Source organism: Microbacterium helvum (genome assembly GCF_014779795.1).
GTDB classification, from domain to species: Bacteria; Actinomycetota; Actinomycetes; order Actinomycetales; family Microbacteriaceae; genus Microbacterium; species Microbacterium helvum.
This window is the reverse complement of record NZ_JACXZS010000003.1, coordinates 274,493-298,701: the sequence shown is the minus strand read 5'-3', so window position 1 is coordinate 298,701 and position 24,209 is coordinate 274,493. Positions and strand designations below refer to the sequence as shown.

Genomic DNA, 24,209 nt, shown 5'->3' with positions numbered 1-24,209 from the left:
ATGCCGGGCGCCCGGCATCCACCTCTTCTGCGTTCAGGGGGGTCAGACCGAGATGCCCCGGGCCGCCATGAAGTCGACCGGGTTGACCGGGTAGCCGTTGACGTAGGTCTCGAAGTGGCAGTGGCAGCCGAACGATCGGCCGGTGTTGCCCTCGCTCGCGATGAGCTGGCCGGCAGACACCCACTGGCCGACGCCGACGAAGATGCCGCCGTTGCGGATGTGGCCGTACCCGGTGCCGATGCCGCCGCCGTGGTCGATCTTGACGTAGTTGCCGTAGCCGCCGTTCCATCCGGCATACACGACACGACCCGCAGAAGCCGCGTAGATCCCGGATCCGCAGCCGGCGGCGAGGTCGACGCCGTAGTGGAAGCTGCTGGAGCAGCCCTGGCTGCCGCACTGCGTGGCGCGCCTGCCGTAGCCCGAACTGCGCCACCCCGACGAGGGCCTGCACCAGCCGGAGCCGATGACGACGCCACCGCCGCCGCTTCCGCCGCCACCACCACCGCCGCCGCCTCCGCCGCCGGAGTTCGCGCGCGCTGCGGCCTCGGCGTCGGCCTTCGCCTTGGCGGCTGCCGCGGCCTCGGCCTCCTTGCGGATGCGCTCGCCCTCCTGGTACTGGGCGATCGTCTTCGCCGTCGTGTCCTGCAGGGCGGCGAGCTGCGCCTCGAGCTCGCCCTGCTTCGCCGTCTGCAGGTCGAGAGCGGCCTGAGCCTCATCAGCGGCCTTCTGCGCGGCCACCATCTTCTCTTCGGCGAGCTTCTGCAGCCGGTCGCGCTCCGTGCGCTGCACCGCGGCCTGGTCGCTGAGGCTCTGGGCGGAGTCGCGGGCGGTGACCGCCTGCGCGTACAGATCCTGATTGCGCTCGACGAGCTTGTCCATCGTGCCCAGGCGGGCGAGCAGGTCGTCGGCGCCCTTGGCCGATCCCGAGAAGAACAGCTCCATCGAGGTGTCGTCGCCGCCGTTGCGGTACAGCTGTGCGGCGACGCGTCCTGCCTTGTCGGCGGCGGCTGTCGCTGCCGCAGCCTGCGCGTCGGCCTGTTGCTGCAGCTGGTCGGCACGCAGAGCCGCGTCGAAGAAGGCCTGCTGCGCGGCGTAGAACTCCTCGGAGGCCTGCTGCGCGATCTGCCGCTTGGCGTCGACGTCGGCCTGCAGTCCCGCGATGAGGTTCTGGATGTTGGTGATCTCGACCTGCTTGGCGGCCTCGTTGGCCTTGGCCGCCTCGACGTCGTCCCACGACGGATAGTCGGCGGCGAACGCACGGCTGCCGAGCGGGCTCACCGCGGTGCCGAACGCGCTCAGCGCGGCGACGCCGAGGATGCCCAGGCCGAGCGCCGCCCGACGGTTCATCGTCGGCCAGAGCCGCTTGCGCTCGGCCGGCGACGGGGCGCACCCGCACTCGGTCGCTGAGAGCAGATCGGACTCCGCAGTGGAGTCGGCGGTGACGTTGTCGGGTTGCACGGGTCCTCCCCTCGCGACGTCAGCGTTTTCACACTAGCAACATCAGTAACATGCGCAACCCCCAGATCGGCGGTGCGCAACCCCCAGATTCGCACGTCGAAGGGCCGCCTTCAGGGAGCGGTCACCTCGACAGTTTCTCCCCGCGAACGGGGTTTCACAAGAGCGCCACGCCCTCGATTGGTGTTTTGCGCGATGTTTACGTATGCTTGGTCCTCGGCAGTGAGCCCCCGCGGTTCACCCGGCCCCATCGTTTAGCGGCCTAGGACGCCGCCCTTTCACGGCGGTAGCACGGGTTCGAATCCCGTTGGGGTCACGCCCACAATTGAATAAGCATGGCCCTGTAGCGCAGTTGGTTAGCGTGCCGCCCTGTCACGGCGGAGGTCGCGGGTTCAAGTCCCGTCAGGGTCGCTCCGAGCGACGGGCCCTTTTCTTGAAGAGGGCCTTTCGTCTAGGATGCGGCAGATCTTGTATGTGCCGTACGGCTCTGTAGCTCAGTTGGTAGAGCGTTCGACTGAAAATCGAAAGGTCACCGGATCGATGCCGGTCGGAGCCACACGGGTGATCGTTACAATCACCCCAGGAACCCTCGCGTAGCTTCTACATCGCGGGGGTTTCGCCTTTTCCGGGCGACGAACGGCGACCCGAGGCCGGACTCCGCACGGAGTCCGGCCTCGGGCGCGTACGTCAGCCGGTCACGTACGACAGGGCGTCGACGCGGAGGATCTCACCCGACGTCTTCACGAGCCGCAGCGTGTGCTGGCCCTTCTTCAGCCCGCTCTTCTCGAACAGCTTCTGCTGCGTGAGCCGCGCATCGCCGTGCAGGTCGACGGTGTCGACGAGCTTGCCGTCGAGATACACCTCGACCTCACCCTGGTCGGGACCGATCGGGCCGTTCACGGTGACGGCGGTGCCCGAGAAGGTCAGCGACACCGCCGCGCCGTCGTCCTTCGCCCAGTGGACGTCGTCACGCAGATCGCCGCGGAAGCGGAACTCCAGAGCGGTGTCGCCGTCGGCGAGCGCCCCGAGGAACCCGGCGCCGAACACGACGGCATCCCCCTCGACCGTGTAGTCGGTGCCGCTCTTGAGCGCAGCGCCGTCACGATAGACGCCCAGCAGCTCGCCCGGGTCGCGCAGCACGTGGACGGTCGCATCCTCGGGAGCGGCACGGTCGAAGGCGACGTGGTCGATGTCGAGCAGGCTCTCCTGCACGACGTCGAGGCGGTCGAGCAGCATGAACTGTCCGGACTTCTTCACGACGCGGATCGTGTGGCTACCGTTCGGCAGGTCGCGCTTGCTGAACACGACCTGCTGCGCACCTCGGCCCTCGGCCTGGTAGGTGCTGACCGTCGCGGCCAGCACACCGTCGATGTACACCTCGGCGTCGCCCTGCGACGAGTGCGTCTCGGTGATCCAGTCGACGCCGGTGCCCACGAACGAGTACTGGAAGGCACTGCCGTCGGCCTCGCCGTAGTGCACGTCGTCCTGGTAGTCGCCGAGCCCGCGGCCCGTGCTGTGACCCCAGTTGCCGCTGTACGCGATGCCCGGGTCCGTGTCGTTCACCGCGATGACTCGCGACGAGCCTGTGGCGGGCGCCGTGCCGCCCGTCGACGAGTCGAACACCGAGACGGTGAGCGACTGCGATGCCGCGACCTGCTCCTCGCCGCCGTTGCGCGACCACGCGCCCTCGTACTTCAGCTGTGCGTCGTCGTCGTTCAGGGCGACGGTGGCGCCCTTCGCCGGTGTGAAGGTGAACAGCCGCGTGCCGTGCACGGGCACGTCGGTGGCGACGAACGACCCCTCGGCCTTGCCCACGTCCTTCTGGGCCCACAGGTCGCGCACCTTGACCTGACCGCTGAGACCCACGTCGGCCAGCGACACCGTCATGTCGGCATCCGTCTGCCCGAGGTTGAAGACCGCGACCGTGACCGACCCGTCGGGGTTGGCGGTGTACCAGGTCTGCTGCGGGGACGCCGTCGAGACGGGGTGCGCCGGTCGCCCGGCCTGGTTGACCGCGATGACCTCGGAATTGGTGAGCAGCTGGATGCCGTAGTCGTCGAGCTGCGTCAGGTCGTTGCCGACGTACATCGGCGCCGCCGAGACCGCCCACAGCGTCGCCGCGGTGCGCCGCTCGTCCTTGGTCAGGCCGTCCATCTTGCCGTTGCCGACGTTGAGCGAGTCGAAGTCGTTCCACCCGCGGTCGGGGCCGGCGTAGCGCCACCAGTCCGCAGCGCGCGGGAAGAGGCGGGCGATGTTGTTCCAGTTCGTGAGCGCCGTCTTCTCGCAGTAGCACTCGACATCCCACTCGACGCGCCAGCCGTTCGCGTACTGCGCCCAGTAGTCGGCGTACCGGATGTCGAGCGCCCACGACAGCTCGAACCAGATGCCGTTGCGCTCCAGCGCCTGCGACCACGCCTTGACGTCGTCGCGCGCGTCGAGCGACAGGTCTCCGATGCCGGATCCCGGGGTCACGCTGTCGAACTTCAGGAAGTCGATGCCCCACTGGCCGAACATGTCGGCGATCGAGTCGACGTACTTCTGGGCGCACGGGTTCGAGAAGTCGATGCGGTACCCGATCCCCCAGTAGTCCGCCTGCTGGATCGGCTGCTTCACGATGTCGCCCGTCGAGCAGTCGGGGGCGCCGTAGATCGGCAGGTCGGCCTCGTACACCTGCGGCGAGATGCCGGGGATCGCGTAGAGCCCGACTTTCTGCCCGTTGGCGTGGATGTGGTCGATCACGGCCTGGAGGCCGTTCGGATACAGCTTCGCGCTCGGGGTCGGGCGGCCGTACTCGTCGACGCCGTCGTTCCACGCGGCGTCGATGTTGATGTACTCGTACCCGGCGGACTGCAGCTTCGCGTGCATGGCATCGGACTGCGCCATGATCTGATCGGCGGTGATCCATGTGGATCCGTTGCCGGCGTAGACCTGCATGCTGTAGCTGCTCCATCCCATGTACGGCCGCGCTCCGAGCGCGTCGTCAGGCGTCGTCGCCGCGGGTGCGACCGCGGGTGCGGGAGTGGAGGCTTCGGCTCGGGGCTCCGCGGCGGCCGCGGCACCTCCGATTCCGATGGTCGTGCCGACGGCAGCGACAGCGAGCGCCGCGAGCCACCGTCGCCCGAGGGCGTGGCGGTTCCTGGTGTTCATGATTTCCTCTCTGCGGTGGGTTCGACGGTGAACCCCGCGCCCCGTCGCGCGGTTCCCAGAAGATGCGAACGCGTCAGTCGCTCATGCGACCCTCACGACGTCGAAGAGCAGCGCCTGCTGCGGGTTGAGCGTGGGAAGCGGAACCCCGGCGACGGCGAGCACAGTGCCCGGCAGTTCGATGCCGCCGTCGACGGCGGGGAGCATCCACTCCGGATCGGTCACCTCATGACGGCTCGTCGGGCCGAGCTCGGCGCGCACGCGCACGCGGTAGTGCGCGGCGGCGTCGAGGCCGGGGAAGCGCACGCGGCCGCTCTGCCCGTCGGGCGAGGTCGCCAGACGCGCCCAGGTGAACAGGGCCCGCCCGCCGTCGGGCGCGACGATGCCGGTGAGCATCGCCGCGTCGTCGGCCAGGTCGGCGTTGACGACGGTGCCGGTGTGGATGAGGTCGCGCAGTTCGCGATAGAGCGCCGCCCACGCGGTGATGGTCGCGAGGTCGTCGGGGTCTGCGACCGTCAGGTCGGACTCGATGCCGGCGTGCGCGGTGAGCGCGACGGCGAGGCGGAACGACAGGTCGGTCTCGCGCGATGTCGTGTGGGAGCGACCGGCGCCGAGGTGCGAGCCGATCAGCTCGGGCGGCACCAGCAGGCGTGTCCAGCGCTCGATGCGGGCCCGCTCGACCGGGTCGTTGCAGTCCGACGCCCACACCCGGTCGGTGCGTTCGAGGATGCCGAGGTCGACGCGCCCGCCGCCGCCCGAGCACGTCTCGATCTCCAGCCGCGGGTGGCGGGCGCGCAACTCGTCCAGCAGCCGGTACAGCGCGAGAGTCTGGTCGTGCACGAGGGGCCGGTCGCCGTCGCCGCGGCGGCCGACGGGTTCGACGAGGTCGCGGTTGTGGTCCCACTTGAGGTAGTCGATGTCGTACTCGGCGACCAGCGCGCTGATGCGCTCGAGGACGAGCGCGTACGCGTCGGGGTTCGCGATGTCGAGCACATGCTGGCTGCGCGCGGTCGGCCCGACTCCTTCCCGCGGCGCCAGCACCCAGTCTGGGTGCGCCCGGGCGAGGTCGGAGTCGGGGCTGATCATCTCGGGCTCGAACCACAGGCCGAACTGCATGCCGCGCGCGCGGACGGCGTCGACGAAGGGCCCGAGGCCGTCCGGCCACACCCGCTCGTCGACGAGCCAGTCGCCGAGGCCGGCGTTGGCGTCGCGGCGCCCCTGGAACCAGCCGTCGTCGAGCACGATGCGCTCGACGCCCACCTCGGCGGCGCGGTCGGCGATCTGGACGAGACGCTCGAGGTCGTGGTCGAAGTACACCGCCTCCCAGGTGTTGAGCACGAGCGGGCGGGGCGAACCCGGGTGGCTGCGGCGGGCGCGGAGCCGCCGGTGGAACCGCGCCGACAGCCCGTCGAGCCCTCGGTCGGACCAGGTGAACAGCACGGTCGGCGCGTCGTAGCGCTCGCCGGGCTGCAGCACCATCTCTCCCGATCGCAGGAGCTCTCCCGCCCCGATGACGCGCGACAGCGCGCCGGCGCCCTCGGGCAGCCGCTCGGCGAGGTACTCGCCGTCGCCGCTCCACGCCAAGTGGGCGCCCCACACCTCGCCGTGCCCGAATCCGAACGCGGGCGTTCCGGCGACGAGCAGGAACGGTGTGTCATGGCCGGGCTTGCCGCGCCGTGCACGCCGTGCGTGCGTGCCGAACGCGAACGGCAGCCGCTGCGGCGAGCGCTCGCGGCACCATTTGCCGGTGAAGTCGAGCAGCTCGCCCGCCCGATCGGGCAGGGGGACGAGCGCCCGCAGGCCATCCACGGAATAGGGGGATGCCGCCTCCGCGGGATTCTCGATCGAGAGGTCGATCGACAGCACGCCGGCGGCGTCCATGCCGTACTGCAGACGGGCGCAGGTGCCGGCGACGTCGTCGTCGAAGCGGAGTGCGATGCGGCCGCCGCCGTCCGTGGCGTGGACGACGTCGGCGTCGACGAGGCGAGGGCGCGGCGTGGTCGCGGTGCCACCGCGGTGTCCGGCCTGCGCGGGAGTGCCCGCCCAGCCGTCCTGCTCGGTCGGCCACACGGAGAACACGCGGGGGACGTCGGGCGAGTTGTTGAGCACCGCGGGCACCGCGGTGACGCGCAGCGCAGCGGCGGCTTCCGGGTCGAGGTCGCCCAGGTCGGCGCCCCAATGCAGCACGCGGGGATGCGGTCCCGCCAGGTCGACGACCAGCGCGACGCCCGCCGCCCGCAGGGTATGGACGGCACCGTCACCGTTGACCATTCGCACTCCTCCGTCGAGTTTCTTGACATCGGTAATTAATCATGAATACGCTGGCGTCGCAAGCAAAGATCCGAGGTCTGCGGGCGATGACGCCCGACACCCGAGATCTCCGTCGCCGAGCGATCGAGGACCCAGATGAGCGACACCCTGCGACTGGCGTGGAGCGCGCCCGCCGATCGGTGGGAGGCCGCTGTCCCGCTGGGCAACGGGCGCATCGGCGCGATGGCCTTCGGCGGCGCGACCGGCCGTTACGCACTCAACGACGCGACGGTCTGGTCGGGCACGCCCGACGGCCCGGCGACGGCGCTGCACGAGGTGCTCGCAGGCGGCGCCGGCCCGGCGCGGCTGGCCGAAGTGAGAGCTGCGCTCGATGCCGGCGACGTCCGCACGGCCGAGCGGCTGCTGATGACGTTCGAGGGTCCGTACTCGCAGGAGTATCTGCCGCTCGCCGACCTGTCCGTCGCGATCGAGGGCGCCGAGGCGCTGACGCCGGCGCGCGTGCTCGACCTCGACGAGGCGGTGCTGACCGAGACTCTGCGGGTGCCCGGAGGGACGCTGCGGCGCCGCTCCTGGGTATCGGCGCCGGCCCAGGCGCTGATCGTCGAGCTCACCGCCGACGTCGCGTTCGCGGCATCCCTCTCGCTCACCTCTCCGCTGTGGAGCTCGCCGGAAGGGCTGGGACTCGACATCGAGATCCCCGTCGACGGCGCGCCCCTGCACGAGACCTCCGTCGAACCGCCCCTGCGGTACGCCGGGGCCGGTGCCGACTACGACGGATTCGCGTCCGTCTCGGTCGCACTGGACACCGACGGCTCCGTGGAGGTCGCGCCTGCCGGCGCGAGCGTCCGCGGGGCTCGCCGGCTGCTGATCGCCCTCTCCACATCGTCCCGCGCCGCGTCGTGGTGGGCCGGCGAGGACAGGGAGTGGCGGACCGCCTCCCGTGAGGCGATCCGGGATCGCGCCAGAGAGCGGGTGGATGCCGCGGTTCGCCGCGCCCCGTCCGCGCTGCTCGCCGAGCACGTCGCCGACCGCCGGCGCCATGCTCGGGCGCGGTTCGCGATCGGTGGTCGCCGGGAAGGCGTCTGGGACGTCGACCGCGACATCCTGCACGGCGACGACGCGCAGCTGCGCGCCACGGTGATCGCCGAGTACGGCGCCTACCTGCTCGCCTCGGCGTCACGCGCCGGCGGACCCCCGGCGAATCTGCAGGGCATCTGGAACGACCAGCTGCGCCCGGCCTGGTCGTCCAACTACACGATCAACATCAACACCCAGATGAACTACTGGGCCGCTCCCGTCCTGGGCCTCGACGACGCGTTCGAGCCGCTGCTCGCGCTCGTCGAGCACCTGTCGCGCACCGGCGCCGACGTCGCCCGCGAGCTGTACGGCGCCCGCGGCTGGGTCGCGCACCACAACACCGACCTGTGGGGCTGGAGCCTTCCCGTCGGCGGCGGACACGGCGCACCCAGCTGGGCGATCTGGATGATGGGCGGCGTGTGGCTCACCCACAACCTGTGGGACGCGTACGAGTTCGGCGGCGACGTCGAGCTGCTCCGCTCGCGGATCTGGCCCGTCATGCGCGGCGCCGTCGAGTTCTGCCTCGACTGGCTCATTCCCGGGCCCGACGGAACCCTGCGCACGTCGCCCTCGACCTCGCCCGAGAACTCGTTCGTCGCCGCCGACGGTGAGAACACGGCGATCGGGCTGACGGCGGCATCCGATCTCTTCCTCATCCGGGGCATGCTGGAGCGCGCGCTCACGGCCATCTCGACGCTCGGCACCGACGACCTGCTGGCGGCCGAGATCGCCCGGGCCCTGGCCGCGATCGCGCCGATCGGGATCGGCGCGGACGGCCGGCTCCAGGAGTGGTCGGCCGAGGTCGTCGAGGCCGAGCCGCTGCACCGCCACCTGTCGCCGCTCATCGGGCTGCACCCGCTCGACCTGCTCACCCGCGACCGCGATCCCGAGCTGTTCGAGGCCGGGGTGCGGCTGCTCGACGCGCGGGGCAACGGCGCGATGGGCTGGTCGTGGGCGTGGAAGATCGCGATGCGGGCGCGCATCGGCGACGGCGACACGGCCGCGTCGCTGCTCGACGAAGCGCTCGCTCCGTTCGAGGGCGACGCCGCCCGCCACGGACCCGTGGACGGCTCGGAGTGGGGCGGTCTTCTGCCGAACCTGTTCAGCACGCACCCGCCGTTCCAGATCGACGGCAACCTCGGCTTCCCGGCCGGGATCGCTGAGATGCTCGTGCAGAGCCACGGCGGCGTGGTGCGCCTGCTGCCGGCGCTCCCCTCCGCGTGGGCGGACGGCGACGCGCAGGGACTCGGCGCGCGCACCGGCCTCGTCGTCGACCTCGCGTGGCGCGATGGGGCGCTCGCGACGGCGACCGTGCGCAGCATCCGCGGCGACGACCGCACGGTCGCGGTCGCGTACGGCGACCGTCGCCTGGAGCTTCAGGTGCCCGCGAACGGCTCCGTCGAGGTGCCCCTGGAGGGACTCGTGGATGCCGCCGCCCGCACGATCGGAGCCCGCGATGCGCGGTGAGCTCACGCTCGTCGACGAGCCGACCACCCAGACCGAGCCCTCCGACTTCGACGCCTTCTGGGCCGAGACCCTCGCCGAGACCCGGCGGCATCCCCTCGACGTCACGATCGAGCCCCGGCCGACGCGCCTGGCGGTGATCGACGTGTTCGATGTGACCTTCCGCGGCTTCGGCGGCACGCCGATCCACGCGTGGCTGCGCGTGCCGCACGGCGCGACCGCTCCCCTGCCGGGCCTCGTCCAGTTCTTCGGGTACGGCAACGGCCGCGGGCACGCGCTGCGCGATCTGCGGTGGGCCGCCGCCGGCTACGCCCATCTGGTGGTGGATGCCCGCGGCCAGGGCCACGGCGACACCGACGACGACCACCCCGACGGCGGGCCCTCTGCCGGCGGGTTCCTCACGCGCGGCATCCGCTCGCCATACGAGTACTACTACCGCCGCGTGTACGCCGACGCCGTGCGCGCGGTGGAGGCGGTGCGCACCCTCGACCTCGTCGATCCCGCGCGGGTCGGCACGGTAGGCGCGAGCCAGGGCGGCGGCATCTCGCTCGCGATCGCCGGACTCGTGCCCGACCTCGCCGTCGCGATCGTGCAGGCGCCGTTCCTGTGCGAACTCGACCGGGCCGCCGACCTCAGCGACGAGCACCCGTACGCGCTGCTCACGCAGTACTTCGCAGACCGCCGCCTCGATACGTCGGCCGCACTCGACACGCTGCGCTACTTCGACGGCGTCAACCACGCCAAGCGCGCGGCAGCGCCGGCGCTGCTCAGCACCGGACTGCGCGACGGCATCGCCCCGCCGGCATCCGTCCTTCCCGCCTTCACCGCCTACGCGGGCGAGAAGCAGGTGGTGCTGTGGCCGTACAACGGCCACGAGGCCGGTGGCGACCTCGACGAAGAGAACGCGCTCGAGTTCGCCGCCGGCCACCTGCGAGTGCCGTGACGCACGTCGCCCGCGCAGATTCGCTACCGTAACGACAACGACCGAGGGAACCGATGGACCACGACACCGCCGCGCGCACGACGCTCATCCGCACGGCGTCCGAAGCCGGATCGAGGGTGTTCGCCACCATCCTGACGCGAAGCCCCATCAGTCGCATCGACATCGCGCGCCAGACCGGGCTGTCGCAGGCCGCCGTCACCAAGGCCGTCTCGCCGCTCGTCGCCGCGGGCCTCGTCGACGCCCCGCCCGCGACGCAGCGCGACGGCAACCCCGGGCGCCCGGCCGCACCGGTGTCGATCGTGCCCGACGCGATGGTCATGCTCGGCATCAAGGTCAACGTCGACGAGGTGATCGGCGTCGCCACCGATCTCGCCACCAACGTCCTGGTGAGCGCGAGCCGTCCGCTGACGGCGCACGACCCCGGCACCGCCGCCGACACCATCGCGGACGTGGTCGACGCGCTCGAGGCAGGACTCGGCGACAAGACCGACGCCATCGCCGGCGTCGGGGTGTCGGTGTCGGGCGACGTCGACACGTCGTCGGGCATCGTGCGCGAGTCGGCCATCATGGGCTGGACCGACGAGCCCTTCGGCCCCGCCGTGCAGGAGCGACTCGGCCGCCCGGTGACGCTCGAGAACGACGTGCATGCCCTGACCGTCGGCGAGCACTGGTTCGGCGTCGGGCTCGGCACCGAGTCGTTCGCGATCGTCACGATCGGTCGCGGCATCGGCAGCGGCCTGCACCTGAACGGGCAGGTCGTGACGGGCGCGTACGGGGTGGCGGGAGAGATCGGCCATCTGCCGCTCGCGGACCCGTCCCGCATCTGCACCTGCGGACGCCGCGGCTGCGTCGAGGCGGTCGCGTCGACTCCTGCGATCGAGGCCTCGCTGTCAGCGGCGCTGGGTCGCGGCATCTCGATCGACGAAGCGGTACGCCTGGCACACGCCGGGGATCCGACCGCCGACGCCGCCTTCCGTGAGGCCGCCGCGCTGGTCGGCACCGCGATCGCGACCCTCGTCAATCTCACCGGCCCTGAGCTCGTCATCATCGGCGGCGAGGGCGTGGCCGAGTTCGACCTCTACGACGCGACGCTGCGCGACGCGTTCGCCGCGCACGCGTTCGGCGCCGCCGCGCAGTGCCGCATCGTGGTGCGCCCCCACACCTTCCAGGACTGGGCGCGGGGCGCGGCTGCGGCCGCCATCCAGTCGCTGGTCCGCTGACACCGCGCTGCGGCATCCATCCCCGCCCCTTCTGGAGGAGCAATGTCCGTCATCACGCACGCCCGAGCCTCACTCGTCGACATCCCCGTCGAGACCGTCCGCACCGATGCCGTGCAGGCCTTCCTGAAGCAGGAGACGATCATCGTCGACCTGCAGACCTCTGACGGCACCCCCGGACGCGGCTACGCGTACACGATCGGCACCGGGGGCCGTGCCGTCCTGTCGATGCTGCGCGACCACCTGCTGCCGGCCGTCGTCGGGCAGGACGTTCGGCGCCCCGAGGCGGTGTGGCGTCACGCCTTCACCCAGACCTGTGCCACCACGGTCGGCGCCATCACCTCGCTCGCGCTCGCGGCCATCGACACCGCCGTGTGGGATGCCCGCTGCCGCCGCGACGGCGAGCCGCTGTGGCGCGCCGCCGGCGGGGCGAACCCCGACGTCCCGCTGTACGACACCGAGGGCGGCTGGCTGCACATCGACACCGAGACCCTGGTGGCCAACACCCGAACCGCACAGGCCGGCGGATGGCACGGATCCAAACTCAAGGTGGGCGCGCCTGATCCCCGTCGCGACGTCGACCGCCTCACCGCGGTGCGCGAGGCCGTCGGCCCGGGCTACCGTCTCATGGTCGACGCCAACCAGGGGCTGACCCTGGCGGACGCGCGGGCATTGGCGCGCGCCCTCGAGCCGTCCGGGATCTCGTGGCTCGAGGAGCCGCTGCCGGCGGACGACGTGTCGGCGCACGCGAAGCTCGTCGGATCCACCTCGATCCCGATCGCGGTGGGCGAGTCGCTGTACTCGGTCGCGCAGTTCAAGGAGTACCTCGCGAGGGATGCCGCCACCATCGTGCAGCCGGACGTCGCCCGCGTCGGCGGCATCACACCGTGGCTGAAGATCGCTCATCTCGCCGAGGCGTTCAACGTGCCGGTGTGCCCGCACTTCCTGATGGAACTGCACGTGAGCCTCGTCGCCGCCGTCCCGAACGGCCGCATCGTCGAGTACATCCCGCAGCTGCGCGCCGTGACGACCGCCGACATCGTCGTGACCGAGGGCCGGACGACGGCCCCCGACGCTCCCGGCATCGGCATCCCGTGGGACGACGACGCATTGGAGAACCTGCGCGTCGCATGAGTCCTGACGCCGAAGAAGGGGCCCGCACCGTGCACGGTGCGGGCCCCTTCTTCATGAGGACTCAGAGCGCGTCGTACAGGTCCTGCTGCATCTGCAGGAACTGCGACAGACCCAGACCTTCGAGGTCGTCGAGGTAGGCCTGCCAGGCGCCGTCGTCGTTGATGTCGCGCTGACCGGTGATGAACTCCGCCTGCGCCTGGGTGACGTAGTTCGCGATGTTCGTCTGCAGGTCCGCGAGCTCGGCGGACGTGTCCTCGTTCGGCCACAGCTTCTCGGCCGGGAAGAGGACGCTCTCGTCGGGCTGGTAGGGCTCGTACAGCTGCGTCGCCTGCAGCAGTCGACGCTCGTATCCGTCGGTCGTGTAGATGTCCTCGGGGAACACCTGCGAGTTGCGGAACTCCAGCGAGTCCCAGTACTGACCCATCGAGCGCCACGCCGCGTTGGACGTCTCGTCGTAGGTCAACGGGCGGAACGTCGGGTCGAGCTCCGGGTCGAGCGCCACGTCGCCCGGCTCTGCCGGGACCCATGCCTCGCCCTCGGGACCCATGGCGGCGCGCTTGGTGCCGTCGTCGGTGACGATGTAGTCGATCAGCTTGATCGCCTTGACCCGCTCCTCTTCCGTGGACTTGTTCGTCAGCGCGAACATGCCGAGCGGGTTCACCGGCGACCTCCAGGTGGCCAGCTGCGTGCCGTCGGGACCTGCGACCGGCGCGATCGCGTCGTAGTGCGTGTCGCGGCCGTCGGGCGAGTTCGCCGTGACGAACTCGTACGGGTGCAGCACCGCGGCCGAACCGAGGATCTCCGCGTCGGCGTTGTCGCCGATGGCCTTGAGCGCCTCGCCGTTCTGGGTGAGGGCGGCGCTGTCGAGCAGGCCTTCGGAGGCCAGCGACGCCAGGTACTTCAGGCCTTCGCGCCAGGCGTCGGAGGTGGAGGCGAGCGTGACCTTGTCGCCGTCCATCACCATCGGCGGCGGGCTGGACGGACCGCCGACCGGTGCGTAGGTGAACGCGTTCATGAAGAAGTTCATGATCGGCTCCGACGCCGAGGCGCTCAGCGGCACCTCGTCGGCCACGCCGTTGCCGTTCGGGTCGTCGTTCTTGAACGCCCGCAGCACCTCGCGCAGCTCTTCCGTGGTGGTCGGCGCCTCCAGGCCGAGCTTGTCGAGCCAGGTCGTGTTCACCCACAGCTTCGAGGGGAAGCTGCAGTGGAAGCACTCGCTCCACTGCGTGATGGCGTAGATGTGACCGTCGGGGGCGGTGACCGACTGCTTCCAGTCCGGCTTCTCTTCGAACCGCTCCTTGAGGTTCGGGGCGTATTCGTCGATCAGGTCGTCGAGCGGAACCAGCACGCCCTGCTGCCCGTACTTGAGGATCTCAGCGCGTGAGAAGGCGTCGACCCACGGGACCAGGAAGTAGGCGTCGGGGTAGTCGCCGCTGGCCAGCGAGACCTGACGCTTCTCCCCTGCGACGCTGCCGTCGTAGGTGGTGGTCTGCCAGTCGAAGTCGATGTCGAACTTCTTCTCGACCTCCTGGGTGAACAGGTTGTCTTTGAGCGAGCCGTTGTCGCCCTGCGGACCGAACGCGACGAGCTTGCCGTTGTCGTCATCGGCCGCGGGCGCGCAGGCGGCCATCGCGACCGTCATCGCCAGGACAGCACCGACGGCGGCGACGCCTCGGATCATGCTGTGTTTCATTGCCGGAATCTCCTTTGCCCGGGTCATTTGCGTAGTGGTGGGTCTGTGGGAGGGAACGGGTCAGCCCTTGACGGCGCCGACCATGATCCCCTTGTTGAAGTACTTCGCGACGAACGGGTAGACGACCAGCATCGGCACGGTCGCGATGACGACCGTCGAGTACTTCAGCAGGTCGGCCAGTTCGCGACGGCGGAGCTGCTCGGTGACGTCGCCGCCGCCGGCGCCGGTGTCGTTGAGGATCAGCAGCCCGCGCAGCACGAGCTGCAGCGGCTGCAGGTCGGCGTTGCGCAGGTACATCAGCGCGTCGAAGTACGAGTTCCACTGCATGATCGCGTACATCAGCGCGATGACCGCGATGAGCGGCTTGGCCAGCGGCAGCACGATGGTCCACAGGATGCGCAGTTCGCTCGCGCCGTCGAGCTGAGCGGCCTCGTACACCTCGTCCGGGATGGACGAGCGGAAGAACACCATGGCGATGATGACCTGCCACACGCCGATCGCGTTGGGGAGCAGCATCGACCACCGGGTGTCGAGCAGCCCGAGGGACTGCACGACGAGGTACATCGGGATCACGCCGCCGCTGAACAGCATCGTGAACACCACGGCGCCGGTGATGACCTTGCGGCCGAACAGATTCTGCCGCGACAGCGGATAGGCGATCGCGATCGTGCCGGCGACGCTGATCAGAGTCCCGACGACGGTGTAGAACACCGAGTTCGCGAAGCCGCGGATGATCGCCGGATTGCTGAGCGCCTCGGTGTACCCGCGGAAGGTGATGTCGACCGGCCAGAACAGCACCTGACCGGACGACACCGCACGCGGGCTCGACAGCGAGCTGGCCACGATGTTCAGCAGCGGCAGCAGCACGACGAACAGGAAGATCGTCAGCAGCACGTAGGCGGTGATCACGAACGCGCGGTCAGCCCTCGTCTCTTTGACCTTCACGGCCTGGTACGGCGACTTCCGCCGGCCCCGGTTGCGTCCCGGCACGACGACGGCAGCGGTCGCGGCCTCTTCGGCGAGGAACGCCTCGCTCTTGATGATGCTGGTCACCACAGCCCATTTCCTGTGACGCGCTTGGACACGGAGTTCACGACGAGCAGCAGCACGAGGCTGATCACCGCGTTGAAGAGACCGATCGTCGCCCCGAGACTGAAGTTGGCGTTCAGGATGCCGGTCTTGTAGACGTACGTCGGGATGATCTCGGACGTCGACAGGTTCAACGGATTCTGCAGCAGGAACGCCTTCTCGAACCCGATCGCCATGATGTTGCCGACACCGAGGATCAGGATGATCGTCGCGGTCGGCATGAGCGCAGGCAGATCGACGTGACGGATCTTCTGCAGCCGTGAGGCGCCGTCGATCTTGGCCGCCTCGTACAGCGATACGTCGACCGACGACAGCGCGGCGAGGTAGATGACCGCCGAGTACCCGGTCGTCGTCCACAGGTCCGTCGCGACGTAGATGTGGCGGAAGAAGTCGGCATCGGCGAGCAGGTCGACCTGGCCCGCGCCGAAGAAGCTGAACGTCCGCCCGAGTAGGCCGACGCGTGGTGAGAGCAGCAGGATCGTCATCGACACCACGACCACCGTCGAGATGAAGTACGGCGCGTAGGTGACCAGCTGCACGGTGCGCTTGAAGAACCGCAGTCGCACCTCGTTCAGCGCGAGGGCCAGGATGATCGGCAGCGGCAGGCTGGCGATCAGCGTGTACGCGGCGAGGATGAAGGTGTTGCCGACCAGCCGCGGGAACACCGGGTTGCGGAACAGCCGCTCGAAGTTCTCGAAGCCGACCCACGGACTCCCCCACACGCCGTCGATCGGGTTGTAGTTCTTGAACGCGATCACGGCGTTCGCCATGGGCACGTAGCGGAACACGATGAACCACACGATCGGCAGCAGCAGCAGCAGGTACAGCTGCCAGTACCGGCGCAGGCTGCGCGCGAACCGGGAGCGGTGAGTCGTCGGCCGTGGTCGTGGCGTCACGGCCTCGAGGGGTGGCGCTTGCTCCGCACTGAGCTTCATCTGGATCCTCCAGCAATTACTTTACGTCGTAATGTTATCCAGAAGGATCACGATTTGGCTACTGAATGATCCGATGTATCTCGGCATCGGGTGTTCACAGGCTCGCGAGGAGGCGATCAGTGCGACGACTCATCGACGTCGGCGACCACGGATTCCGCGCCGAAGACACGGTGGATGCCGGGCGCGCGCTGCGGCGCGCCGTGAACGCTGCCCGCGACGCCGGTGGCCCTGTTCGTCTCATCCTTCCGCCCGGCGACTACCACGTATGGCCCGAGACAGCACCGCGCCGTGAGCTGTTCGTGTCGAACACCGTCGGCATCGACCCCCGCTTCGCCACCAAGTCGATCGGCTTGCTCCTCGATGACCTCGAGGGCGTCGAGGTCGTCGCGGACGGCGCACGGCTGGTGGCGCATGGCCGGATGACCGCGCTCGCGATCGTGGACGGCAGCGGCGTGACGGTCGATGGCCTCGAGGTCGACTGGGCGGTCCCCACCGTCATCGACGTCACCGTGGCGGACGCCGGTGTCGACGGGAACGGCGCCTGGCGGGAACTCACCGTGCCCGCATGCACCCGTTTCCGGATCGACGGCACGGATGTCGTCTGGATGTCTGAGCCGTCCCCCTTCACGGGCGAGCTCTACTGGTCGGGCGCGAACGCCCTCGCCTACAGCCAGGTCAGCGACCCGACGACCGGCCGCACCCGCCGGGCAGCCTGCCCGCTGTTCGAGGGCGTCGCGTCGATCGAGAGAGTGGATGCCGCCACCCTCCGTGTCACGTACGCCACCGCTTCACCGGCACAGGACCGCGGGCTCGTGTACCAGCTCCGCGAGATCGACCGCGATCATCCCGGCATGCTCGTCCTCGACTGCGCCGACGTCGAGCTGCGACGAATGCGGATCGACTACCTTCATGGCTTCGGGCTCGTCGCGCAGAACAGCCAAGACCTCACGCTCGACGGGCTCGTGTTCCGGGCTCCGGGAGGGAGTGGCCGCGTCACGGCGGGGTTCGCGGACTTCGTGCAGTGCTCGGGGATGCGGGGACGCGTCGACATCCGCGACTGCGAGTTCGACGGCCCGCACGACGATCCCATCAATGTGCACGGGACCTATCTCGCGGTCACAGGAGCGGAGCCGGCACGCCTCTCGCTCCAGTACCAGCACGACCAGACCGCCGGCTTCCCCGCCTTCGGCGACGGCGAGTCCGTCGAGCTCGTCGACCGCCGCACCCTGCAGCCCGTGCACACCGCGACGGTGCGCGGCGTGACCGGGCCCACGGGACGCGACATCGCCTCCGCGGCGCGGCCGATCACCATCGGCGTGGCGGACCCGCTCCCGCCGGCAGTGCTCGCCGCGGCGCGCAGCGGCCGGCTCGCAGCCGAGAACACCACCCGCACGCCCGAGGTGACCATCACCGGGTGCACGTTCTGCCGCGTCCCCACGCGCGCGATCCTCGTCACGACCCGCCGGCCCGTGCGCATCGAGGGATGCCGGTTCGAGGGCATCGCGATGCCGTGCATCCAGATCGCAGCCGATGCCTCGGGGTGGTGGGAGTCGGGCCCGGTCACCGAGGTGGCCATCGTCGGCAACACGTTCCGCGACGTCACGGCCGGCGTGCTGGAGGTTGCGCCGAGCGTTCCGGCCGACGCGGCGCCGGTGCACGGCACGGTGCGGTTCGAGGGCAACGACGTCGGGCTCGCGGCCGCGCTGTTCGCCGAGCTGCGCGGGCTGAAGGCGTTCACCGCCCGCGCGAATCGGGTGCGTCACCCCGCCGGTGAGGCGGCCGTGATCCGTGCGGATGCCGGCGTCCACGTCGAGTGGGACGGCCCCGAGTCTCCGGCGTTGCGACCGTAGGTCGCCGCGTCGACGCCGACCGCGAGGCTGCCCCTCACGCCTTCTACGGTCGCAGCACGAGGAGCGAGCTCGAGGCCGTCGCGAGCACCTGGCCGCCGGCATCCGTCAGCTCTCCCTGCGCGAAGATCACCCGCCGGCCGCCCTTCACGACCCAGCCGCGCGCACGAAGCCGGCCCGACGACGCGAGGATCGGCCGCAGGTACGACACGTCGAGGTCGATCGAGGTGTACCCGACGCCTGCCGGCAGCGTCGTGTGCCCGGCGCACCCGACGGCCGAGTCGAGCATCGTGCAGGCCAGCCCGCCGTGCACGAGCCCGAGCGGGTTGTAGTGGTACTCGTCGGGATCGCACTCGAAGACGGCCTCGCCGGGATCCGCCGACGCCAGCCAGAAGCCGAGAAGCCGGGCGATCGGCGGAGGAGGGAAGTCGCCGTCGACGATCGCCCGCAGGTAGCTCAGCCCGTCGAGACCGCGGGATGCCGCCAGCGGCGGCGCCGGGTCGTCCCAGCTGATGGTCCTCGTGCGATCCGCATTCGCTGTCATGGCCACACGATAGACCTGCGCTCACGTACCAGCCGTTCGATAGCATCGTCCGACTGCCGAACGCGTCATGGTGGACGACGTTCCGCTCGAAAGGACGCAGATCTGCATGGCCGGACCGCTCTCGCCGATCGACCCGGGTTCGCTGCCGGCGGCCGTCGACGTCTCAGACAACTCGGCCGCGCTCGCCGCGGTCCGCGCCGTCATCGCGGCGGGGCCGTTCTCAGCCACCTGGGAATCTCTGCGCGAGTACGAGCCGCCGCTCTGGTACGTCGACGCCAAGTTCGGCATCTTCATCCATTGGGGCGTCTACTCCGTGCCCGCGTTCCGCAACGAGTGGTACTCGCGGAACATGTATCTCGAAGGATCCCCGGAGTTCGCCCACCACCGCGAGACGTTCGGCGAGCACCGCGATTTCGGATACAAGGACTTCGTCCCCCACTTCACGATGCAGGACTTCGATCCGAACCGGTGGGCGGCGCTGTTCAAGCGGGCCGGCGCGCAGTTCGTGGTGCCAGTTGCCGAGCATCACGACGGCTTCGCGATGTATGAGACGCAGCGTTCGCGCTGGAACGCCGCGGCCATGGGGCCTCGCCGAGACGTCTTCGGCGAGCTGACGGCCGCGGTCGACCAGGCATGGATGGTGCCCGGCGCCTCGTCGCACCGGGCGGAGCACTGGTTCTTCATGAACGGCGGCTCCCGGTTCGACTCGGACGTCCGCGACCCGGCATACGCGGACTTCTACGGCCCCGCCCAGCGCGAGGAGGTGGCGCCGAACGCGCGCTTCCTCGAAGACTGGCTGCTGCGCACGGTGGAGATCATCGACCGCTATCGACCGCAGGTGCTGTGGTTCGACTGGTGGATCGAGCAGCCCGCGTTCGAGCCGTACCTGCGGCTGCTGGCCGCGTACTACTACAACCGCGCCGCCGATTGGGGCCGCGGCGTCGTCATCAACTACAAGTGGGGCGCGTTCGCCGACGGCAGCGCGGTCTACGACATCGAGCGCGGGGCCATGGGCGGGATCCGCCCGGCCGTCTGGCAGAACGACACCGCCGTCTCGAGGACGTCGTGGTGCTGGACCCCCGACCACGAGTACAAGACGGTCGACGCCCTGGTCGCCGAGCTCGCCGACACCGTGTCGAAGAACGGCGTGCTGCTGCTGAACGTCGGACCGAAACCCGACGGGACGATCCCGGAGGCAGAGCAGCGCATCCTCGAGGGGATCGGAGACTGGCTGACCCGAAACGGCGAGGCGATCTACGGCACGCGGCCGTGGCGGATCGCTCAAGAGGGCCCGACGCAGCCGATCGCCGGTTCGTTCGTGGACGGCGACTCGCCCGCCTATGCCCCCTCGGACATCCGGTTCACAACGCGCCAAGACGTGACCGGCGACTATGTCTATGCGATCCTGCTCGCCGAGCCGGACGACGGCATCGCACGCATCCGCGCGCTCGGTTCGGGTGCCGGGCTGCTCGAACGCCCCGTGCGCGAGGTCGGCGTGCTCGGAGCCGGCGGATCCGTCGACTGGGAGCAGACGACATCGGAACTGCGGGTGACATTGCCGCAGCGCCGTCCGCTCGCGGGCGGGCCGGTCGTCAAGCTGTTCCTCGAGCCCGTCGCCGTCTCACCGCGGCACGACTTCCTGCACGGCTGAGCCGGGACACGTCACGGCTGCGAGCGGGCGCTCAGCAGCCCCGCGCGGGTCGCGGCGTCGATCGCGGCGGCGCGGGTCGTGACCCCGAGTTTGCGGTGGATGGCCTTGATGTGGGTGCGGGCGGTGTTCGCCGACACGAACAGCTCGGCGGCGATCTCGGCGGCGCTCAGCCCGCTGGGCAGCAGCGTCAGCACCTCGAGTTCGCGGCGCGTGAGCTGCTCGCGCGCGGTTCCGATGCCGCTGTCACCGCCGAACCGCGCGCGCAGCGCCGCGATCCGCTGCGGCAGCGCCCCGGGGTCCACCGCGCCCCTGGTGATCTCCTCGGCCTGATTGAGAGCGATGGATGCCTCGTCCCGGCGTCCGAGCGCGAACCGGGCCCGCGCCACCTCAACGAGCAGATACGGCACGACGAGGACGCCGTCACCGCGATCGCGCGAGGTCTGCAGTCCCGCCCGGGCGATCTCGAGCCCGCGGTCGGGTGCTCCCCGTTCGGTCTCGAACCTCGCCCGCGCCTGTTCGGCCGGCAGGTAGACCGGGTCGGCGCCGATCTGGAAGTCGCGGCGCGCGTCGGCGCACCGCTGCAGTTGCATCTCGGCGGTCGCGAGGTCGCCGAGCTCCATGGCGCTCAGGGCTCGATAGGCCGGGACGAACAGCCGCAGCGGGCGGGCGAGCGGGGCACCGCGGTCGAGGTCGTCGAGCAGCGCCAGTGCGTCACGGTCGCGTCCTGCCAGATGCATCATGCTCGCGCGGCGCAGCTGCGCGAGCTGCACATACGGCTCGTCGGCGCTGTACCGCTCGACGAACCGGTCGCCCGCGCGCAGGGCGGCCCCGACGTCGTCGAAGCACGCCGATCCCCGCACGAAGTCCTCGGCGTCGTCCCACGTGCAGAATGCATCGACCGGCCGCCCGCCGGCGGCGAGCCGTCCGCGCGCGAGAGCCCGATCGCGGCGGGCGCGGTCGCCGCCCGTCCCGGTCGCCCACGCCTCCCAGAACGCCAGCCGCGGGTCGCGGTCGAGCGCCGAGGCGGGGATCCGATCGAGCCAGCCGAGACCGAGAGCCTGCCGCGGGACGACGGCCGTGGTCCTCACGTTCGAGAGGATGTCCGCGACCGCGGTGTAGTCCTCGGCCGCGAGCAGATGGTGCATCGTCGCCGTGAGGTCGTTCTCGCGCTCGAACACCGCCGCCGCACGCCGGTGCAGCTCGCGTCGCAGCCGAGGTTCGCGCCGACCGAGTTCGGCGTGCAGCTGTTCGCGAACGAGATGGTGCATGCGCCACCATGTTCCGTCCAGGGTGGCGACGAGGCCGGTGCGCTCGGCGACGTCCATCGCGACACCCCACGCCCGCGCATCGTCGACGACCTCCGCGACGATCGCCGCGGTGAAGCGCTCGAACACCGACATCCGGCGCAGCAGATCCGCGTCGGCCGGGTCGCCGTCGGCCAGCACCTCGCCCACGAGGGCCCCGATGCCGAGTTCGTCGTCGACATGCTGTGCCAGGATGCGATCCCATGTCAGGCCCCGGGCGAGCGCGGAGCCGACGAGGCTCACAGCGGCCGGCCACCCGCCCGTCACATCGGCGATGCGGTCGAGCTCAGCACGGTCGGGGTCGAGACCGTGCGCGCCATGCAGCAGTGCAGCGATCTCGTCCAGACTCAGCCGAAGGTCTGCGGTCCCGATCTCTCGGGCCGCCCCACGCGCCCGCAGGCGAGCGATCGCGGGCAGGTCGAGCGGTGAGCGGGTGATGCACAGCACGGTGAGGCCGGCCGGGATCCGCCGCAGAAACCAGTCCAGGCTCGCCACGGTGTCTTCGCGGGTGAGCAGGTGCGCGTCGTCGAGCACCAGCGTCCAGCGCCTCGGGTCCGCCGCGAGCACGTCGATCAGCGGCACGATGACCTCGGCGCGCAACTCGCCGGCGGCGGGACGCCCCTGCCGACCGGCATCCGTCAGTCCCATGGATGCCGCGCCCGCCGCGATGGCCGCCCACAGGCCCTGCGGGTCGTCGTCGTCCTCGTCGAGACTCACCCAGATCGCGCTGCGCGCACGCGAGGCGGCGAGCCATTGCGCCACCGCAGTGGTCTTTCCGAATCCGGCGGGCGCCCGCACCACGATGACCGATGCGTCCGCAGCGATCGGACCCAAGAGACGGTCGCGCGCAAGAGCGTGAACCGCCGACACGGGCGGACGGAACTTGGTGGCGGGGAACATCGCCAACCATTGTGACGGAGCGCGCGGCCCCCGCGCGCTCCGTCGGCGTCGGCGCGCTCAGGCGGCGATCGGAGTCCCGAGCTCCGGGCTCGTCGACTTCTCGACCCGGCCACGGATGAAGATCAGCAGCACCAGCCCGGTGAGGATGACCGCCGGGTTGCCGAGGTTCGCGAGCGACGCGACCGTGCCCTCGGCCGGGTACAGGGTGAACAGGAAGATCGACGGATCGGTGCTCGCGTGCAGCAGGACCGGCCAGATGAGATTGCCCGACACCCGCAGCGTCAGGTACATGCAGAGGCCGAACCCGAAGGTGTAGACGAGCTGGATCGCCGTCGCGAACACCGACTGCCCCGTCAGCACGTTGCCCGAGTGCAGCAGCGCGAACAATGCGGACGAGACGACGGCGACGACGATCTCGCGGTACCCGCCCTTGCGCATCAGGTTCACCACGAAGCCACGGGTCAGCACCTCTTCGGCGAAACCGATGAAGAGGCCTGCGACGAGCCACGCGACCACGACGCCGGCCCCCGCCTCTGCGTAGTCGACCGCGGCGAAGTGCAGCACGTTGAACAGCAGCACGACGGCGACGGCGATCCACATCCAGCCCTTGCCGCGGATCGGCTGGCGCGCGAACAGCTCGCGCAGCCAGCCGGCCGACCACCCGAACGCGACGAGGATCACACCGCCGAGGGCGATGGGCAGCGCGGTGCCACAGAGGACCTTCAGCGCCGGGTCGTCGGTCCCGGCGAAGAGCGGCCCGAACAGCAGGGTCCCGACCTGGTACAGCACGTAGTACGCCACGACCAGCAGCAGCGACCGCCACCAGCCGCCCTTGTTCCAGAACCTCTGCCAGCCGTTGCGGCCGGGTGCGGCATCCGTCATCGATTCTCCTCGCGGTAGACGTCACCTTGATCTTCGGGCATCGCGGACTCGCGCCTGTCACGGCTCCCCGAATATCACCTGGGTGAGTCGCGGCTCAGACGACGCGGTACCCGCAGTAGACGAAGCCGTTCGCGAAGCGGCGCTGCGCGATCAGCTCCAGATCCAGGCGCAGACCCTCGTCGAGGAATCGGGTGCCGCCGCCGACCACGGCAGGGGCGAGCACCACGTGGACCTCGTCCAGCACGCCGGCGCGAGCGGCGGCCGAGGCGAGCAGACCGCCGCCGATCGCGACGGGGCCGGGTGCGGCATCCACCATCTCGCGCACCGCGGCGGGATCGAAGGCGGACCGCAGTTCCGTGCGCCGGGTCGAGACCGCGGCGAGCGTCGACGAATAGACCACCTTGTCGATGTCGCGCCACTGCAGCGCGAACTCGCGCTCGGCGGGCGGCAGGTCGTCGAGCGGCAGGTCGTCCCACACCTTCATCACCTCGTACACCTTGCGGCCGTACAGGTGCAGACGCGCGGGGGCGAGCAGCTCGTTGACGAACGTGTGGACCTCGGCGTCGGGCGTCGCCCAGTCCCAGCGCCCGTCGGGACCGGCGATGTAGCCGTCCAGCGACGCCGAGTTGAAGTAGACGAGCGAGCCCACGCTCGGCACG

The 24,209-nt window shown here is 70.3% G+C and carries 16 protein-coding genes and 3 tRNA genes; 9 read left to right on the top strand and 10 right to left on the bottom strand.

Features of this window, described 5'->3' with window-relative positions; genetic code table 11:
- Positions 1-42: 42 nt before the first annotated feature.
- Positions 43-1,458 carry a peptidoglycan DD-metalloendopeptidase family protein gene (locus tag IF188_RS06610; protein ID WP_191170989.1) on the bottom strand — a complete coding sequence of 472 codons (1,416 nt, stop codon included), beginning with the start codon at positions 1,456-1,458 and terminating at the stop codon, positions 43-45.
- Between the two features lie 240 nt (positions 1,459-1,698).
- On the opposite strand from IF188_RS06610, the gene IF188_RS06605 reads away from it, so the two are divergent.
- The 3 genes from IF188_RS06605 to IF188_RS06595 all read left to right on the top strand — a co-directional run bounded on the left by IF188_RS06605 (position 1,699) and on the right by IF188_RS06595 (position 2,011).
- Positions 1,699-1,771 (top strand) — tRNA-Glu (locus tag IF188_RS06605).
- A 21-nt stretch (positions 1,772-1,792) separates the two neighbouring features.
- Positions 1,793-1,866 (top strand) — tRNA-Asp (locus IF188_RS06600).
- 72 nt (positions 1,867-1,938) lie between these two features.
- Positions 1,939-2,011: transfer RNA gene (locus tag IF188_RS06595), tRNA-Phe, on the top strand.
- A gap of 131 nt (positions 2,012-2,142) precedes the next feature.
- On the opposite strand, the gene IF188_RS06590 is transcribed toward IF188_RS06595, so the two are convergent.
- Complete coding sequence (locus tag IF188_RS06590; RefSeq protein WP_191170988.1) at positions 2,143-4,602, bottom strand: X2-like carbohydrate binding domain-containing protein; 2,460 nt, start codon at positions 4,600-4,602, stop codon at positions 2,143-2,145.
- An 81-nt stretch (positions 4,603-4,683) separates the two neighbouring features.
- Positions 4,684-6,870 carry an alpha-galactosidase gene (locus IF188_RS06585; protein WP_191170987.1) on the bottom strand — a complete coding sequence of 729 codons (2,187 nt, stop codon included), beginning with the start codon at positions 6,868-6,870 and terminating at the stop codon, positions 4,684-4,686.
- A 135-nt stretch (positions 6,871-7,005) separates the two neighbouring features.
- Between IF188_RS06585 and IF188_RS06580 the strand changes: the two genes are divergently transcribed.
- From IF188_RS06580 to IF188_RS06565, 4 genes are read left to right on the top strand one after another with little or no spacing between them, the layout of a single operon-like run.
- A complete protein-coding gene (locus IF188_RS06580; RefSeq protein WP_191170986.1) occupies positions 7,006-9,414 on the top strand; it encodes a glycosyl hydrolase family 95 catalytic domain-containing protein in 2,409 nt (802 codons plus the stop codon).
- Entirely contained in the window at positions 9,404-10,354 is a 951-nt protein-coding gene (locus IF188_RS06575) for an acetylxylan esterase (RefSeq protein WP_191170985.1), read from the top strand. Before IF188_RS06580 ends, IF188_RS06575 begins: the two co-directional genes overlap by 11 nt.
- Before the next feature lie 53 nt (positions 10,355-10,407).
- Positions 10,408-11,574, top strand: a complete 1,167-nt coding sequence (locus IF188_RS06570; protein WP_191170984.1) for an ROK family transcriptional regulator — start codon at positions 10,408-10,410, stop codon at positions 11,572-11,574.
- A 42-nt stretch (positions 11,575-11,616) separates the two neighbouring features.
- A complete protein-coding gene (locus tag IF188_RS06565) occupies positions 11,617-12,705 on the top strand; it encodes a mandelate racemase/muconate lactonizing enzyme family protein (RefSeq protein ID WP_191170983.1) in 1,089 nt (362 codons plus the stop codon).
- 61 nt (positions 12,706-12,766) lie between these two features.
- On the opposite strand, the gene IF188_RS06560 is transcribed toward IF188_RS06565, so the two are convergent.
- Genes IF188_RS06560 through IF188_RS06550 form a run of 3 tightly spaced genes read right to left on the bottom strand, consistent with a single transcriptional unit; the run spans position 12,767 to position 16,422 of the window.
- Positions 12,767-14,398, bottom strand: coding sequence for an extracellular solute-binding protein (locus IF188_RS06560; RefSeq protein WP_191170982.1), 1,632 nt, complete (start codon positions 14,396-14,398; stop codon positions 12,767-12,769).
- A gap of 60 nt (positions 14,399-14,458) precedes the next feature.
- Positions 14,459-15,451, bottom strand: coding sequence for a carbohydrate ABC transporter permease (locus IF188_RS06555; RefSeq protein WP_318152809.1), 993 nt, complete (start codon positions 15,449-15,451; stop codon positions 14,459-14,461).
- Positions 15,448-16,422 (bottom strand): ABC transporter permease, encoded by a 975-nt coding sequence (locus tag IF188_RS06550; protein ID WP_191170981.1) that lies wholly within the window; start codon positions 16,420-16,422, stop codon positions 15,448-15,450. Before IF188_RS06550 ends, IF188_RS06555 begins: the two co-directional genes overlap by 4 nt.
- Before the next feature lie 119 nt (positions 16,423-16,541).
- Between IF188_RS06550 and IF188_RS06545 the strand changes: the two genes are divergently transcribed.
- Positions 16,542-18,272, top strand: a complete 1,731-nt coding sequence (locus IF188_RS06545) for an alpha-1,3-galactosidase-related protein (RefSeq protein WP_191170980.1) — start codon at positions 16,542-16,544, stop codon at positions 18,270-18,272.
- Positions 18,273-18,315: 43 nt separating this feature from the next.
- On the opposite strand, the gene IF188_RS06540 is transcribed toward IF188_RS06545, so the two are convergent.
- Positions 18,316-18,813, bottom strand: a complete 498-nt coding sequence (locus IF188_RS06540) for a PaaI family thioesterase (RefSeq protein WP_191170979.1) — start codon at positions 18,811-18,813, stop codon at positions 18,316-18,318.
- Between the two features lie 106 nt (positions 18,814-18,919).
- On the opposite strand from IF188_RS06540, the gene IF188_RS06535 reads away from it, so the two are divergent.
- A complete protein-coding gene (locus IF188_RS06535; protein ID WP_191170978.1) occupies positions 18,920-20,464 on the top strand; it encodes an alpha-L-fucosidase in 1,545 nt (514 codons plus the stop codon).
- 11 nt (positions 20,465-20,475) lie between these two features.
- Here the strand turns inward: IF188_RS06535 and IF188_RS06530 are convergent, their stop codons facing one another.
- The 3 genes from IF188_RS06530 to IF188_RS06520 all read right to left on the bottom strand — a co-directional run bounded on the left by IF188_RS06530 (position 20,476) and on the right by IF188_RS06520 (position 24,199).
- Positions 20,476-22,668 carry a LuxR family transcriptional regulator gene (locus IF188_RS06530; RefSeq protein WP_191170977.1) on the bottom strand — a complete coding sequence of 731 codons (2,193 nt, stop codon included), beginning with the start codon at positions 22,666-22,668 and terminating at the stop codon, positions 20,476-20,478.
- A 57-nt stretch (positions 22,669-22,725) separates the two neighbouring features.
- Positions 22,726-23,550 (bottom strand): CPBP family intramembrane glutamic endopeptidase, encoded by an 825-nt coding sequence (locus tag IF188_RS06525; protein WP_191170976.1) that lies wholly within the window; start codon positions 23,548-23,550, stop codon positions 22,726-22,728.
- 94 nt (positions 23,551-23,644) lie between these two features.
- On the bottom strand, positions 23,645-24,199 hold the full coding sequence (locus IF188_RS06520; RefSeq protein ID WP_191170975.1) for a dihydrofolate reductase family protein: 555 nt from the start codon (positions 24,197-24,199) through the stop codon (positions 23,645-23,647).
- Positions 24,200-24,209: the final 10 nt, after the last annotated feature.